We start from the raw sequence: 16,601 nt of genomic DNA, 5'->3' as shown, positions 1-16,601 counted from the left end.
TTACCAAGCATGCCGTTTCGGATGGAGATCATCTTTGCGTCTAGATAAGTAGCGTTAGCTGTTAGCTACGCTGTAAGAAAGCGACTTCTTGTCGCACCATAAGTTTAAATTCTAGGAACCAATTAAATTCTTCCCATAAAAAAAGAAATGTGTTTACTCTGAGGTTAATCCCCCTATAAAACAATCACTTATACTTAGATTTATTAACAAATAAATTGGAGACTCCTGTAAAATTCAATAAAATGTTATGATATAAGCCTTAACCTCTTACGTATAAATCTACTTTCGTGTAGAGCAGACTTTACCAGTAGACAAAGTTGTTATTTTCATCACACAGCAGTGATGAGACATTAATTCGTAGTAAAGGATTGTTGCTGTTTATAGATTATTTAATAATTTTTATGTAAATGTATTTTAAAACGCCCTTTCAAAGTGAAACGCCTCTAAAAATCACCAAAGAATTTCATTTGCAGAGCGTATTTATTAATATTAGTAACCCTCCGGATTATCCTTCAGACTAACAGTACCATCACTGTGTACATAGGCATATTTCATTAACCTCGACCATTGTCTATCTTCATCTACGGCCCATACATCAACTTCATAGACTCCGTTTTCTAAAAGGCCACCATCTTCATATTGATAATCCTCTGCAGTCGCACCACTATCCATATCGTTTTCTTGAATATATGTTTTCATTGCGTCTTTTGTAGAGGCAGCTGCACGCTCGTATGACATGCTAGTTAAGGAAGGCTTTCGAATTTGTGAAATATCATTGCTTACTTTTTGCGTGAAATCAAATTTATCAATAGTTCCACCTGAACCATCAGGGTATGCTGAATAAAGCTCAAAACCAGTTTCCGTTAACGTAAGAATTATACTCTGTTCACTTTCTCCTTGATTAGTGTAAAAGCCAAATAGTTTAGATTTTTTATTAATGTCACTAACCACTGTTTCAAAGTAATTAGTCACACCTTCATTTATGATAATCCCCTTACAATAAATAGAACCATTGCTGTTTAGACTAGTTTTTAGTTCTGCTTCTAAACTACCGTTACGAAATTCCCCTGTGAATTTTTCAATTAACTCTTCTTGTTTTTGTTTTTGAAAATGTTCATTAACTTGAACTAATAACTCATTAGCCTTTTTATTTTGAACTGTTAACGCAGTTTTAGCTTTTGTGTTATCAATAACCTGCTCCAATTCTTTCTTTGCAGCTGGGTAATCTTCTTTTTTAATTAGGTTTTCAGCATTTTTTGTATAATTCTGGTTATCTTTCATCGCTTTTTTCTTTTCAGCTTGCAGCTCTAAGTTCTTAATATCTTGTTTTACATTATTGTTGGTATTAATTTTATTAATCTCATCACTGAGAGATAAAACTTCCTTGTACTTTTCCTGCTCAAACTTTTGTTTAGCTAGCTTCATATTTACAGCCACTTTGTAAAGGTTTCGAGCAGTTTGATTATCTTTTTTCTCTTGCAGTGCTTTATCAAAAGCTTTAGCAGCTTGTTCATACTGTTTATTGTCCAGAGCTTGGTTTCCTTTCGTTATCTCTTCCTTATAATCAGAGTTTGTACACCCAGCTAGTAATAAGAGTGGTAGAGTGCAGATAATTATACTTCGTTTTCGTTTAGTCATTTTTTCTCCCCTGTTATGTTTATACAATTTAGCTAGTTCTTTTTTTCTCTCTATTTAATAAGTTTTTCAAATATAGTTCATTTTACATAATCAAACAATTAAATATATGAATAATATTCCATTTGCAGTAAAATAGCTTTGGATACTGTTTTATTATAACAAAAAAATAATTATCAATAGTTATTATTTACTAATAAAATTGAATTTTTTTCTTATGTATAGGTTTAAATTGCTTTATTGAAATTAAAAGATATTTACAATTACTTCAGGAGGGAATATATGAAAAACCCAAAAGTATTTGGCGCTTTCTATAAAATGGATGACAAAATAATGAGAACTCAAACCTATCTTCAATGGGGCATATCTGAAAAATCTATAGGTGCTGTGATTATGTCGAACCCTGGATCATCACAAATAAAATCAACTCAAGAATGGAACTCTTTCTTAACTTCTAACCAAGACAGAATTGTTGGAGAACTGTCTATTGATCCAACAATGAAACAACTTAATCGTGTGATTAATGGCATTTATATAAACAGAGAAAACTTTGAAGGGCGTTTATATATCTACAATTTATTCCCTTTAAGAAACCCTAATATAGATTTTTCCAGAAAAGAATTTAGGTTAATTGAAGATATAATACTCAAAGAAAATGAGTTGATAATTGAAGAATGTTTTTCTCAAGGTCATCCATGGTTCCTCCTAGCATGGGGATGCAATCACCCTCAACAGTTGAAGTCCTCTATGAAACAGTGGAACAAAGCATTAACAAAGTATAATGCCGTTACATTTGGAAAACGAGGAAAGACAGAATGGGATTATTATCATCCCTCCCCACCTCTACAACAAGCTAAAGATATATATTGTGAAGAAATTCAATTGATGTACCAATCCATTTTTAAACAAAGTAAGGAAACAAAAGACAAGCCAAAAGTCTCTAAAACTTTTTATATACCTAGTAAAGGTCCAGAAGATTGGAAGGAACTATTAGTAAATGGGGAAAAGCAGTTTAAAACAGGATATTCAGCAAAAACACTAGCATATTGTTGGGGAAAACAAAATGATTTTCCTTTTGATATAAAAACTAGCTTTCATACTTCGGATATTCCATTATTTAAGCATGTTGAATTACTTTTAGGGTTACCAGAATATAAAGTTAGTTTACCTGGAGGAAGTGCGGCCTCTCGAAACGATATATTTGTTCTAGCAAAGGGAATCTCACAAAAAAATAAAGAAGAATTAATTTCCATTGCTGTTGAAGGAAAAGTCAATGAAGATTTTGGTAGCAAGATTGGGAAAAGATTAGAGAATGAGCCAAGTAAGGGTTTAAGGGAAAGAGTTCAATTTCTACTCGAAACACTTGGATTAGAACAATTATGTGAAACGGATACTTGTGAGCTTAGATACCAATTATTACATAGGGCAGGATCTGCTATTCTTCTTGCTAAAAAGTTTACTGCTCCAAATGCCCTTATGTTGATACACTCTTTTAGTGAAGATGACAAAGGCTTTTATGACTATAGTAGATTTGTATCTTTTTTTAAGCTACGAGCTATAAAGAAGCGTATTGTAGGTCCAGTTACTATTGATGGAATTAATTTGTATTTTGGGTGTATACAAGGAAATCCAAAGTTTTTAAGCTGCTAACTCTGAAAGTAAGTAATTCTTATAATATTTTAAAAGGGGATATTTTTTATGTTAAATAATGTATTAAAAAAAGAAGCTATAGAGAAATTAGAACAAGCTGTTAATGAATATGAGAAAACATCAAAGAATTTGCAAAATAATGCTATTAAATTACACAATATACGTGCTTATAGTGTTGATATCATCCAAAAAGTAGAAGCATATATAAACACATTAGCAAATACTCCAAAAGAGTTTGAAAAAAGCTTTGAGCAAGTTCTTGTTAATTTAAAAAGCTTCAAGGTTCTTAGTGAAATTTCCTATGATGAGAAAGAAATGCTTAAATTAGCTGGTGGAGGTACAGCCGCGGGTGTTGCAGCAGGCGTAGCTACAGCTGCATTTGCCCCTACTGCTGCTATGGCAATAGCTACTACTTTTGGTACTGCATCAACAGGAGCTGCCATTTCTACTCTGTCAGGAGCTGCAGCAACTAATGCGGCTTTAGCATGGTTAGGAGGAGGAACTATATTAGCAGGTGGCGGGGGCATGGCAGGAGGAAGTGCTTTTCTAGCGCTAGCTGGCCCTGTCGGATGGGGAATTGGTGCAGCTAGTTTGGCAGCAGGTGGCTTTTTTATAAGTAAAAAGAATAAAAAAACAGCAATTAAAGCAGACGAAGAACGTGTAGAAATCATGAAATCGGTAAGAATTCTCGAAGCAACATCTACCGAAATTAGCAATTTAAAATCTTTAACTCAATCCTTAGCCAATAACTTAGAACGGGACTTAATTTTATTTACTAGTAATACAAAGCATGTAAAATCTTTTACTGAGTTTTCACAAAGTGAACGTAACAAGTTAAGAGCAATTATTAATATTACAGAGAGTTTATCCAAATTGTTTATGAAAGAAGTCGGCCAATAATGCAAACAAATGTGTGGAGTAATCAAGTACTTGCGGCTGGAATAGATGGGTTTAACTTCTGGAAAAGTGAATCTATCGCAAAAGAATTGGACCAAATTGTACAGGACGCGCTCATGGCTCAAAATCAACAAAATATAAATTTTGAAAATGCACTAAGTCATATGATGAAAATGCGACAGTTTCTTTCGAATCCCAATAATATTCTAGGTTCAAATCATACTAAGCATGGTGAAGTAGCAGAACATTTAGAAGTAAACGTACGTAATGCTTGGGTAGCTTTAAACGGGCAGAAAGAAGTTGCTACTTTTGATGGGGTAGCTCGTACTGCACCCGAAGATTTTATTTTAGACAATGTTAAGTATCAATCAAAGTTTATAAATGGGACTAATAACACTTTAAAGCATGTTCTCAAACATTTTGAGAAATATCAAGATGAGTCTATGAATTATTCTATCCCAAAAGATCAATACCTGGTAATTGAAGCTATCAAATCAGGTAACCCTCCAAGTTGTTTAAATAGTAAATCAGTTCATGCTATTCTACAGAAGGTAGAGGAAATAGAGCTTGAGACAGGTCAAAGTTTTCAAAATGTAGTAAAGCCTTCTATATCAAAGTATAGTGAAGCTCAACTAGGAAGAGTTGGAGAAACGGTTTCCAAACACCAGGATCGCCTTGTTGATGAAAACCAAAAAATACAAGACGAAATTCAACAAGAAGCAAGGGGAAGAATAAAATTTACTGAATTAAAAAAAGGCCCCTCAGTCAGTGAAGGCAGTAAGGTAACTGTAACAGCAGCCACAATAACTGCTTCATTGAATACGATAACAATCATTTATAAAAAAGTTAAGGCTGGTAAAAGAATTCAAGACTTTGAAACAAGTGACTGGAAAGAAGTTGGTCTAAGCTCTGTTAAGGCTGGCGTTAAAGGCGGGGTGACTGCAAGTAGTATTTACGCTTTAACAAATTTAACCTCTCTATCAGCACCTTTTGCAGGAGCTGTGGCTAGTGCCACTATGGGACTAACATCTTTGATGACCGATTTAAATAAAAACCAAATCACTATGGATGAATTTGTTACACAAGGGCAAATACTTTGTTTGGAAGCAGGAATTGCCGCGACAGGAGGAGCAATTGGCCAAATGTTAATACCTATTCCTGTATTAGGATCTATTATTGGTACAGTGACTACAAATTTTATTTGGGCGTACGCTAAAGACAAATTAGGTGAGAGAGAACGAGAACTAAAGAACATACTGAATGCCTATTCACAATCTATTTTAGCAAAGGTAGATACTGCTTATCAGAACATCATTTTAAAAATTAATACAACATACGCTCATTATAATTCTCTTATAGATGCAGCTTTTACTGTTCATGCAAATTCTTCTGTTTTAGCAGCAGCTTCCGTAAATTTGGCATCAGCATTAGGGGTGTCTGAGTGTAGAATCTTAAAAGATGATAATGATTTAGAAACATTTTTCTTAGGATAGAATTTCGAAAATAATATTAAAAAGGTTTTGTTACATCTCCATAGTTTAACTAAATAATAACCACTTGTTTTATAATACAAAATTATAAGTGGAGGAATGAATTTGATTAATTATCAGTTTTATCCTAAGAATAACAGGTTACCAGACTTTTAAGGGTATTAAAGGTATCCTGCTTTATTTTTTCATTTCCATTCAATATTGCCTAGTTTAATTAATAAGATTTGAGGTACAAAAATTATATATAGTTAAACTACTGGATTTGAAAGGAGAAAAAGTGAAGAAACTTTCTGCTGATACTAAAATTTCCGGCACTAATTATTCTATTGTAGATTTTTGGTCATGGGGCTTTTCAGATTTGCTCATGAATTCGTTAAGAGGAATATTTGCTGAATTTCTTGTAGGAAGTGCTTTAGGTATTTTACAAAGTCCGAGGATTGAATGGGATGCATACGATTTAGTTTATAACAATAAAAAAATTGAGGTGAAATCATCGGCCTACATACAGAGCTGGCATTCAGGAAAATACTCTACTATTAGTTTTGATATTGGCGCTAAAAAAATATATAGTTATGATACCAATACGTACAGTGAAAATGCTGTAAGAAGTGCTGATATTTATGTGTTTTGTCTCTTAAAAGAAAAAGATGAAAGTATAATTGATGTTTTAAACACTGAACAGTGGAGTTTTTATATTGTACCCACCGAAAACTTAGATAACTTTTACTCCTGTCAAAAAAGAATTTCTTTAAAGTCCTTAGAGAAAATTAGCAAAGGAGTTGCCTACTCTAATATAAGTAAAAATATAAGTGAACTATGTTAAATTCTCTTCTTATATACAAAAAGCATCTAATTTTAATATTAGATGCTTTTTGTATAGTATTACTTTGAAATCCGTTGAGATTCCATAGTAGATAACTCGTTAATTTTTTATCCATTTTCCTTACTAAACCTACTACTAAGGCATTTCTCAAATAGCTTTAAAGTATGGCATGATGTATAAAAGATTAATTATTTATGTGTGTAGGATAAAGAAAATGACCTAGCTTATCAGCATTGTGAAATAACACCACTTTACTCTTAGAATAATAATTATATAAACGAAAATTATTAAACTAGAGAAGCAATTTATTGCAATGGGATATAGGACTTTACGTTATTATAAGAAGGTACAATTGAGGAGGTAATTATATGGATTTTCCCATTACAATTATTAGAAATGATAATCTTTTATTTGAAGCAATAAATATTCAACAAGCTGCAATGATGTTAGCAGAGGCCCTAAATATAACTACACCTAAATGTAATGATTTAATTGAACGTGGTTATGTATATAATATTCCTTACTATGTTAAGGAGGACGAGTATCGTTTCATTGCACCTAAAGAAGTTGCGGATAAACGTCGTAAGGAACTTGAAGAGAATAATCATAATAATGCTCGCCGTATATGGTTAGTTCCGGCTAATCCAAATGAATATGACTTAGAAAGTGCATTTAGTCGTTATGAAACATTAGACTGGAAGCGATCTTATAATTATGAAAAAGGCGATATCTTATTTATGTATGTTTCAGGTAATATTAAAAAAATACGTTATAAGGTTGAAGTAACAGAAGGGTTAGTGCGAACTAATAAGGTTACATATGATAAGGCATTTTGGATGGACGATGAGAAATTCAAACAGTCAAAAGAGTGGAAATACATGCGGTTTCGCTTTGTCGACGAAGTTGATACTACTGAATTATCCCTAAAAAAATTACGTGAACATGGTTTGAAAGGGAATATTCAAGGGGCCATGAAACTCACTGGTGACCTTCGGAATTATATTATGTCGTTCTTTAAACAAGATTTAACGGAGGGCTATTATCCGGATGAAGTATCTCAAACTTTAGAAGAAGGAAAACGTAAAACGGTTACGGTCAATGTATATGAGCGAAATCCTATTGCTCGAAAACGATGTATCGAATATTACGGAGTCCAATGTCAAGCTTGTGAGGTGGATTTTGAAAACAAATATGGAGAAGTAGGAAAAGATTTTATTCATGTTCATCACATTAAGCCACTACATGAAATACAACAGGGATATATCGTAGATCCTATAAAAGATTTAATACCTGTGTGCCCAAACTGTCATGCGATGCTGCACCGTCAAGAAAATGGGCGTTATTTATCGATAGACCAGTTGAAAAATCGTATTTTAACCGTTGCAAAATAAATCATATCAATATTTACCCATTAGGATGCGAAAAGAAAAATTGAAAAGGAAATACTCCTTCAAGAGAAGCTGAAAAAGCAGCCAAATATTATATTTGGCTGCTTTTTTATTTTGAAATAAAAGATAAATTCAAACAACAATTGTATTTTACATAAGTTTGATTTATAGTAAGCAATTATTACAAATAAAATTCCATTTAAAAAGGTTAAAGCAAACTCCCCTCTTTTTTGTTCAAACATTAAGTGATTTGAAAGTTATTCACTTTTATTTGTTTTAATTTCAAAACCAAATAACTGCGAATGTTCTTTTGGAATCCATTTTTCATCCCTAATTTTACTCAAACCTTGATACAAAGAACCTCCTATAATGTTCTCTAGCCATCTAGAACAGTCTTTCACAGTATCAAAATCATATAAATGTATTCCATTTTTATATAACGAGTATTTTTTAGTCTCCATTGTTATCATCCTTACTTTTACTTAAATAAAAAGGCCTCATTATATTGTAACATGATTACCGTCCCATATTGCCTACTTTATTAACAGTGTATGCTCTTTTTGCATGAACTCTAACAAAATTTAAATTAGAGGTAGGAGAATGGTTTTAGTAGACATATACTCTTATATTTTGCATATGAAGTAATCCGAATCTAAAGTATGTATATATATCTTAAATAATTTTTAGCATTATAAAAAATAAATGCTAAAATATAGTTAAAAAGATTGGCCATTGTCTATTTGTATACTGGGGAAATAAATATATTGACCTGAATGAGGAGAACTATTATGTGGAAAAAAGTTTTATGGATTATCTTTGTGACAGTATGTGGAATGATTTTAGGAATGCTTAGTCCCACTAAGTAGAATGTCTTCTGATTTTGTCATATTAATTAAGGAAATTGTAAAGTATAACCTACATTTATGGATTGTTTTTTGAGAGCCAACGTAGAATGATTTTCTACCCACATAAGCCTATGGTAATATTTAATGGATTAGTATCAATAGTGTCTTGAAATGGAGAATAATAAAAATGTCAAAGTCAGCTAAATTGATTAAGAAAATCTTTTTTAAATATTATAAAGAAAATGATGAAATCGTTAAATTTGAAAGAGATGATTTTATAAAAGCAAGTCAAGAAATGAATACTTCCCCCCCAAAAAACATAGGAGGGGTTATTTATCAATACAGATACACTTCTCCTTTGCCTAAAGAAATTTTAAATACATGTAAAGCAGGAGAAAATTGGATTATAGAAGGGGATGGTCATGCAAAATATAAATTTATGAAAGTCCCTATTTCTCCTCAAATAATGCCGACTTTAGATTATCCGGAAATTCAGATATATGATGCGACCCCAGGTATAATAAAAAAATTCGCATTATCAGATGAACAAGCACTCCTAGCCATAGTACGTTACAATCGACTGGTAGATATTTTTACAGGTATTACGACATATTCCTTACAGAACCATTTGAGAACAAGAGTAGATAAGATTGGCCAAATTGAGATTGACGAAGTATATGTAGGTGTAAATAGTGAGGGTGAAGAATACATATTACCTATTCAAGCTAAAGGTGGCAAGGATCGTATTGGTATAGTACAAATAAACCAGGATATTGAGTTTTGCAAAACTCGTTTTCCACATTTGAATTGTAAAGCATTAGCAGTTCAATTTAAATATAATGAAAATGTTGTAGTAATGTTTGAGCTAGGAGTTGTTAATTATCAACTAAAAGTAGTTAAAGAGAAACATTATAGATTGATTTAGTTTTTTTAGTATATTGAGTAACTTATATCAATGCCATGTAAGATCTCTTACCAAGAATAAAGTGGATTAATTTTCCCCATCATCAAATTCAAAAACAATACCAATAACTTTTCTTTATAAAATCTCACTGCCAAGTTTAATAGTGATTTTCACTTATTTTTAATGTTGGAAGCAATTATTAAATTCATTAATCAAGCTATGGTATACATAATTAATAAACAGATTAAATAATGTTGGAGCGAGTTAGATTTCCCATCCTTCCCCCCTTCCTCTCTCAAGGATTAATTTTTAACAAACAAAAGAACAGCCCTTTTACTTCCGATATGAAATAAAAGGACTGTTCTCTAGTTTTTTATCTAGTACTCATAGCCGGTACTTTCACAACATGATACCTCGGGTTACCCAATGTTTGGTCTCCCTGGCTAAACTGTCCAAGCACAAGACAATGTCCTTTCCGCAACATTCTTAATTCTTCAGGAGTAGCACTTCCAATGCGGCTCGCTAGTACACGAACTTCACTTTCTGCTGGATTAAAGTAAACTTTAGTTCCTGCATTATCAAGAATAGAAAGCTCTTCCTTTGAGAAATTATTAAAGGTTTGTGTAGCAAACCATGCAGACCATCCAAATTTACGTCCCTCACGTAGTATTTTGGCAGAGGGCGAACCGTCTGAAAAATCCAGATTTTGTGCTTCATCCAAGATTACTGGGACTGGTTTATCCTTTGTCCCATTTTGTGTATAATACCATAAATCCCAAAGAATGAACTCGGCCATGAGTTTTTTTGTTTCATCCTGATCATATCCAGCCAACTGGATTATTGTCACGTTTCCTCCAGGAGCAAAATACTCTCCCCATTTACTTCCAGATTCATAATCAAATGGATCAATATCAACCAATTGAACGATTCTAGTGGTGATAGATGATAGTACTGAGTTCGCATAGCCGTCCAATTCTTCTAGTATCTCAAGAAGGTGCTCCATTTTCATTTTATCATCATAGAATTCAATGCCACGCTTTACAGCTTCATAAAGCGCACTTTTTTGTTGGGGTCCAAAACTATTATAAACAGATGAAAACACATCGACTACTCGACGAGCTACCTCAGTTGGCTTTTCTTTTCCGACTATTACCCCAGCTACCTCCTTCTCACGTCGGAGGAATGGATTTAGGGGGAATCCTTCATGATACACAATTCGTTCTCGAAACCGTTCACCCATATCTTTTAAAAAAACGGGATCTAATTGCGTACGAGTATAACTACTAGAATAATCAAGCACAACAGCTGATTGGTTAGTTCTTGATAAATCTCGTAGTAATGACTGAATAAAATAAGTTTTACCCTGTCCAGAACGTCCTCCTATTATAAGATGTCGATTGGATAACTGATTGTGAGAAAACTCCCAATAGATTTCTTGATTATTTTCTATTCCTATTAGTGGCCGCACACTATACAGATTATTTTCTAACTTCTTAGCCGTGGCAATTGATGTTTCTGACTCACGATGGTGCCCTTCTTCCAATTTACCAGATTCACTAACTTTTTCTATGTCTTCAACATTAGAAGTATTAGTATCTTCTACTTCCCCTAAATTAGACTCTTTTTGCATATCGCTACTCCCAAAATTTCCTTTAACTAATTCTGATTCCTCTGTGGCAACCTCATCTACTCCATTCGCTCCACTTGGAATAGAATAAGGTCTTTCAGGCTGTTCTTTATAACTTATTGCCAATTTGCTCATTGGTATTGCTAGAGTATCATATCCACTCTGTTCAGGAAGCTCTAGCACAATAACTCCTTTGCGTCGCTCTTTCACTTGGAATTTTGCCCCCTTTTTAAAAGAAACGACAAGACCATATCCATAATCTGCATGAAGTGTATTTACAATTTCAAACTTATCATTTAGTAATTGATTGATAATATCTGGGGCGAGATTGTAATTTTTTTCATCCCATACCTTGTTATAGACCATTTTAGAAGAATTGTTGATAAAGAGCCTTGTAAAATAGTTACGTAGAAAAAGAGCATCAAACGTATCTTTCTCAATTAATTGTTCATTTAATCGGTTCTTTAATTCCTTAACCTGACTAATGCCCTTTTCAATAACACTTGAATCATTTAGCCCTATTTTCACTTCTACAGGGTACATGTGAATTTTTAATCCACCTTCAGTTTGCTCTAAACCCATCATTAATAGGTCATCGCTGCAATTCCCACGTTTTCCAACCGTTTTGCCAGAAAAGATACCTGCTTTCTTACTTAGCTTAATACTACCTGCCACCCGAACAATTTCCTCCATGGAGATAGGGACCCAAAGTATATTTGCTTTTTCAAAATGAATCAATGCCTGTTTAACTGCGGATACAACACTCATTTTTTCACGCCTATCATGTGCACGACCCTGTACAGCACGTAAGAGCCATTCACCATTAAAGGTGTTAAATAAGCGAATCACGTCCTCAATATTTTCGTCAGTAACACTTACCTTTTGTGATTTTAAAAAGTCACGAATAACATTAAAGTATTGATTTGATTTATCAGTTACTGTAATAGCATCATAATGGTTGGAAGATGAATGCTGATCACTGTAATGGACAATCACGAGATTATCAGATGACTCTTGAAAATATTTCAAATCCAATAATGGATCAATAAAGGTTAACCAGTGAGATTGGCTGTATAGTGAGGACAGATATTCTTCGTCTTCCCCACTGATATGCATTGCAAAAGCAATTCCTTTTGTATAAGGATTTTGTCCTTTATCCGTCATGTTTGCTGCAAGTTCATTCATTTTCACAGCAAGCCTTGCTAATAGTGACTGATTTTTATTACCTTCACCACCAGTTCCAAAGCCTACTCGATATCCACCATTATCACTTTTGGATGATGTAACAGTCGTAAATAAACCATTAAGGTTTAAGCTACTCGGTGCATCCTTTACTAACTGCTTGACAACTTCCTCTTCTGTTTTCATTTTGTAAAAGGTGATATGACTATATTTCAACTTCTCAGAAATATGTCTTTTCGAGTAACGTAACACCTTCTGAATCGCCCACAAAATATCCTCTGCTAGATAATCACCCATTGAAAAATTTATGCCAAGTCGATTGGCGATTTCTTCTGCGTTCCCGACATCATTGAGCTCATCAAATGCACTATAACTATTCATGTCCTTTCTATAGGAAACCACTTCAATTGGTCGTAATTCTGATAATTTATTTGTTTCCTTGATTTGCTTTTTCAACCAGGAAACAATCCCACCTAACACTTCCTTATCGTTAGGGATGTTAATAATATTTAGGAGGATTGGAGAAGTTAAATCTAACGAAAATAGATAATCATAATGGTCGCAAAACTGGTTAATTTTTTCCTCTACAACTTGAGCCAAGTATGTGTTGGTTTCCCCAACAGTCACTTCCTCACTAGGTAGAAAGGCATGCCATTCGGGCAATGGACCATCTGTAGTTGGCTTAAATAATTTCCCGGAGTAGCTTACAATATAAGGTATCGTATATACAGCATTCAGCCTATTTAGTATATTGGAGTCTATAGCTTCGCCTTTACTTTCCTTCGTAATCTGCAATTGATATGCTACATTTAATGGCGAGAAAGGTGTCATATATATTACATGTTCATCTCTTGCACTTCCTAAATAAAATAAACCTCTCTCCTCATTCGTCATAATTTGCTGATCACGAATGTTATCAATTGCCTCTATAAAAGCTTTAACATAGGCCTCTGCTTTGTCACGAACTGGGTCCGTATAATAAAGTAAAGATGGAATCGTTTGTGTTTGCTCTATTGATTCTAAAAAATCATCATAAGCTTTTTCGACCGCATCCGGTAACACTAATTGCTCTGGAGTTAACTCATTAAATTTAATGTTAGCCTGCCGAATTCGGTTTTTAAGCCAAGCAAATTCCATTAAGAAAAATGGACGATCTTTTTCAAACGTGACATATGGTAGATTATCAATCTCTAACCGTTTCGCCTCTTGGTCCGTTAAAAATGATCTTTGAGTACTTCGTTTTCTTTCCCATATCGTCTTCCCATTAATGAGAATGCTTTTCAATACTTTATCAGATACCTCAACCGGTAATTCAAAATGTGGTGTTAAAATAGAAAATCGGACGTTTTTTTCACTTTCATCTAACAATCCTGGCATTAACGTAAGTTTAGCACCAGCTTCAATTGAAATAGATTGTCCTTGTTCTGTTACATCGACATCCATATTACCGTTACCCAAAATTAAGCTTTGGCTGTTTAATGTTAGATGGATTGATTGTTTTGCCTTAGAAGTTGCTACTACTTGAAAAGAAGTCCGAAGATTTTCAAAGAATTTCTCCTCGCTAGCTACCACCACAAAATTAAAAGAATAGTTTCCACTGGCTGTATTTTCATGCTTATAGACAACCCTTCCGAATGTTGCTCCACCTTGCCCTAATTTTAATTCAGCTATTAACGAACGTCCACTCGTCCTAGCAATCTTTTTACTGTTTGAATTTAAAAATTCTTTTTTTGTATGCCGATCAAATGGTAAGGTGATTTCAACTTTCTCTCCTTCTTTAAATGCAGGATAAAAAATAATAAAACTCCAATTCCTACGTCCGGCAGTTGTATTGGATTTCGGCCTTTTCCAGAATTGGATTGATTGTGCCTCTACACTTACTTTAACTTTTTCAGCATAGAATTCGATTGCTCGTTTTTCCTTCGTCGCTTCTTTCCAATCCTCAATATCTGAAAAATCAAGGGTATACCAATCCTCTTTATTTAGCTTGGATCCACCTTTGTCATAGATTTCTTCTAGCTTTTCCTTCGGATTTCCAAGTGAACGTAATCTTTCAATTTCTTCGTGTTGGATATTATTCCCTGTTAACCTTTTGTCAATTGCCTTCTCTAACTGTTTCCATTTTACTGAATCAGCAGTCTGAAGTTCTTGCTCCTTTACCAAATCCTCTAGTCCCGAATCATAAAAATATTGCAGTGAGCGATAATTTTCATCTTCAAGTTTCCCTTTATTTACAAGTGTTAATACATCCTCAAAATCTAGGAATGAAGAATTTTCTAATTGATGTTCAGACTTTCTTCTATTTAAATAATGACTAGCAATTTTTCGTTCAATGGGATTTAAATTACTGTTTAGCAATAGTTGATTGAGGTTTCCAGCTACTTGATTAACATGTAACGGTAACCCTTCCCCAGTAAGGTTTCTACTACCACCACGAATCGAATCATTCAACGTATTACATAGTAAAATTAAGGATGTATTTTCCCACTGCCCCTTTTGCTTACTCATCTCATTCCTAAGAGTTACAAGAAAATCAATATTGGTATTGTTACTTGTAGTAGCTATAACATACCTCATTTTTCCAAATAGTAAGGCGATTGTTTTATATGACTTGGAGCCTTCTTCATGACGGTAAACAAATGGTTCACTGTTTTCACATTTATTTAAATTGTTATACAAACCAGAAATAATATCTTCTGTTGGTAAATATAAAAAATAACGCTCCATTTTATTCATGGAGGCCTCTTTTTCGAAAAATGAAACCAGTTGATTACTAATATATTTATAAAATGGATTTGACATATTGAGCATCCCCACTATCACTTTTCTTTTCCATGTAATTTAATTTATCTAGCACTTTAACTACTTCCTCCTTGGAATGATAATCGAGCCAAACACCACGTTTTTCTAGTTCTTCCCATAATTTTTTTAACTCTATCCGTTCATCTGTAATTGATATGGCAACCAACATTAACAAATGTTCTTGAGATAAGGAAAGAATTGTACCAAGGGATCCACCATGTTTTCGAAAAAACTTTGAGATAATTGCTTGAAATGCCTTTTGATAACGAGAGTTTACTTCACTTGATATCCCCTTTTTAATTGCAGAAATCAAATCATCAAATGCCATATCCAATGTTTTATCTTCCGAGTATTCCCTAACAGGAATATTTGTTTTTTCCTTGTATATTTCTTTCATCCACTTGTAAATAGATTGAATATATTCTCGTTCTGCTTCTAATCCAGCTTCCTCTAATTGATATTTAATATCATGATAAAACTGATTTCTCTTATCTGAAAATGTATTCATCCCTAAAATATTCAAAGCATGCTCATGTGCAAAAAAACCGTCCATTTCTCCAATCAGCATTTTGTTTCCTTGACGAGAGCTGTTTCGCCATGTCGCTGGTTTTTCCCATTGTAAAATGTAATACACAGGTAAAAGTTCATCTTGGCTAAAACGTGTCATTTTATTGGTTTGAAGAATAAGTTGAGACATTGCAACGAATGTATAATGAACAAAAAACAATGAAATATGATTTATTAGGAAACTAGTATTGCTAGCTAAATTTTCTAAATCCCTTATGAAGTTTTCCTTTAAAGTTGGAAAAGCACTATAATAAATCTCCACACCATTGTTTTTTGGAACAGAATGGTCTGTAGAAAGTTCTAATACATCTGATAATAAATCAGAATCGTCTTGTTTTCTCAGAATTTCTTGCACACGCTCTACTTCATTACGTATAAACGTATCAAAAAAGAAATTGATAAGGTCGATTTCTCCCTTTCGTTCTTCTTCATTTTCAGCCAAAGGAATACGTTCCAGCTGGTTAAGTGATGTAATTCTTCCTAAATGCAACTCTTTAATTTGTTCTCTTAAGTAATGAGCAAACAAGTTCTTGCTCTCTTCCTCATCAAATTTACCCATAGAAATAATATGCTCAACGATAGCATCACTGGTATCAACAATTAAGTTTTTCCCATTTATTTTTCGGATAATACCACCCGTAATAGAGGAAAAACCCCTATCAAATTTAGCACGTTCTGGTTCCCTTGTCGGAAGTGGTAAAATACTTGTTACCGACCGTCTCCTGAAAGTATACTTCCCACTTTTATCTATAAATTTATTAATCTTATTAAAATCTAATTGATATACCATC

At 33.4% G+C, this 16,601-nt stretch carries 10 protein-coding genes; 6 read left to right on the top strand and 4 right to left on the bottom strand.

Annotated features, from left to right (window positions below):
- Positions 1–489: 489 nt before the first annotated feature.
- Positions 490–1,638, bottom strand: a complete 1,149-nt coding sequence (locus POF52_RS27750; protein WP_271996943.1) for a hypothetical protein — start codon at positions 1,636–1,638, stop codon at positions 490–492.
- Between the two features lie 279 nt (positions 1,639–1,917).
- On the opposite strand from POF52_RS27750, the gene POF52_RS27745 reads away from it, so the two are divergent.
- From POF52_RS27745 to POF52_RS27725, 5 genes are all read left to right on the top strand, one after another.
- The gene (locus POF52_RS27745; RefSeq protein WP_271996941.1) at positions 1,918–3,285 is read left to right on the top strand and encodes a DUF6946 family protein; all 1,368 of its coding nucleotides are present in this window, start codon (positions 1,918–1,920) and stop codon (positions 3,283–3,285) included.
- Positions 3,286–3,333: 48 nt separating this feature from the next.
- Positions 3,334–4,185 carry a hypothetical protein gene (locus tag POF52_RS27740; protein ID WP_271996938.1) on the top strand — a complete coding sequence of 284 codons (852 nt, stop codon included), beginning with the start codon at positions 3,334–3,336 and terminating at the stop codon, positions 4,183–4,185.
- Entirely contained in the window at positions 4,185–5,675 is a 1,491-nt protein-coding gene (locus tag POF52_RS27735; protein WP_271996936.1) for a hypothetical protein, read from the top strand. The genes POF52_RS27740 and POF52_RS27735 overlap by 1 nt, the downstream gene beginning before the upstream one ends.
- Before the next feature lie 274 nt (positions 5,676–5,949).
- Positions 5,950–6,495 carry a hypothetical protein gene (locus POF52_RS27730; RefSeq protein WP_271996933.1) on the top strand — a complete coding sequence of 182 codons (546 nt, stop codon included), beginning with the start codon at positions 5,950–5,952 and terminating at the stop codon, positions 6,493–6,495.
- A gap of 368 nt (positions 6,496–6,863) precedes the next feature.
- Positions 6,864–7,886, top strand: a complete 1,023-nt coding sequence (locus POF52_RS27725; RefSeq protein ID WP_271996930.1) for an HNH endonuclease — start codon at positions 6,864–6,866, stop codon at positions 7,884–7,886.
- 254 nt (positions 7,887–8,140) lie between these two features.
- On the opposite strand, the gene POF52_RS27720 is transcribed toward POF52_RS27725, so the two are convergent.
- Positions 8,141–8,344: a hypothetical protein gene (locus POF52_RS27720; RefSeq protein ID WP_271996927.1), complete on the bottom strand. Its 204-nt coding sequence runs from the start codon at positions 8,342–8,344 to the stop codon at positions 8,141–8,143.
- A 571-nt stretch (positions 8,345–8,915) separates the two neighbouring features.
- Between POF52_RS27720 and POF52_RS27715 the strand changes: the two genes are divergently transcribed.
- On the top strand, positions 8,916–9,653 hold the full coding sequence (locus POF52_RS27715; RefSeq protein WP_271996925.1) for a hypothetical protein: 738 nt from the start codon (positions 8,916–8,918) through the stop codon (positions 9,651–9,653).
- A gap of 352 nt (positions 9,654–10,005) precedes the next feature.
- Here POF52_RS27715 and dptH read toward each other — a convergent pair whose 3' ends face one another.
- Together dptH and dptG are read right to left on the bottom strand one after the other, a co-directional pair.
- Complete coding sequence (gene dptH / locus POF52_RS27710) at positions 10,006–15,243, bottom strand: DNA phosphorothioation-dependent restriction protein DptH (protein ID WP_271996923.1); 5,238 nt, start codon at positions 15,241–15,243, stop codon at positions 10,006–10,008.
- Entirely contained in the window at positions 15,224–16,600 is a 1,377-nt protein-coding gene (gene dptG, locus POF52_RS27705) for a DNA phosphorothioation-dependent restriction protein DptG (RefSeq protein ID WP_271996920.1), read from the bottom strand. The genes dptH and dptG overlap by 20 nt, the downstream gene beginning before the upstream one ends.
- Position 16,601 lies beyond the last annotated feature (1 nt).

This window comes from Priestia sp. AB, assembly GCF_028369225.1.
GTDB lineage: Bacteria > Bacillota > Bacilli > Bacillales > Bacillaceae_H > Priestia > Priestia megaterium.
This window is presented reverse-complemented; position numbering and strand designations above follow the sequence as displayed.

Bases quoted from the DNA above. Each gene is read 5' to 3' on its own strand.
- POF52_RS27750 (WP_271996943.1), bottom strand. From the start codon at position 1,638: ATGACTAAACGAAAACGAAGTATAATTATCTGCACTCTACCACTCTTA.
- POF52_RS27745 (WP_271996941.1), top strand. From the start codon at position 1,918: ATGAAAAACCCAAAAGTATTTGGCGCTTTCTATAAAATGGATGACAAA.
- POF52_RS27740 (WP_271996938.1), top strand. From the start codon at position 3,334: ATGTTAAATAATGTATTAAAAAAAGAAGCTATAGAGAAATTAGAACAA.
- POF52_RS27735 (WP_271996936.1), top strand. From the start codon at position 4,185: ATGCAAACAAATGTGTGGAGTAATCAAGTACTTGCGGCTGGAATAGAT.
- POF52_RS27725 (WP_271996930.1), top strand. From the start codon at position 6,864: ATGGATTTTCCCATTACAATTATTAGAAATGATAATCTTTTATTTGAA.
- POF52_RS27720 (WP_271996927.1), bottom strand. From the start codon at position 8,344: ATGGAGACTAAAAAATACTCGTTATATAAAAATGGAATACATTTATAT.
- POF52_RS27715 (WP_271996925.1), top strand. From the start codon at position 8,916: ATGTCAAAGTCAGCTAAATTGATTAAGAAAATCTTTTTTAAATATTAT.
- dptH (WP_271996923.1), bottom strand. From the start codon at position 15,243: ATGTCAAATCCATTTTATAAATATATTAGTAATCAACTGGTTTCATTT.
- dptG (WP_271996920.1), bottom strand. From the start codon at position 16,600: ATGGTATATCAATTAGATTTTAATAAGATTAATAAATTTATAGATAAA.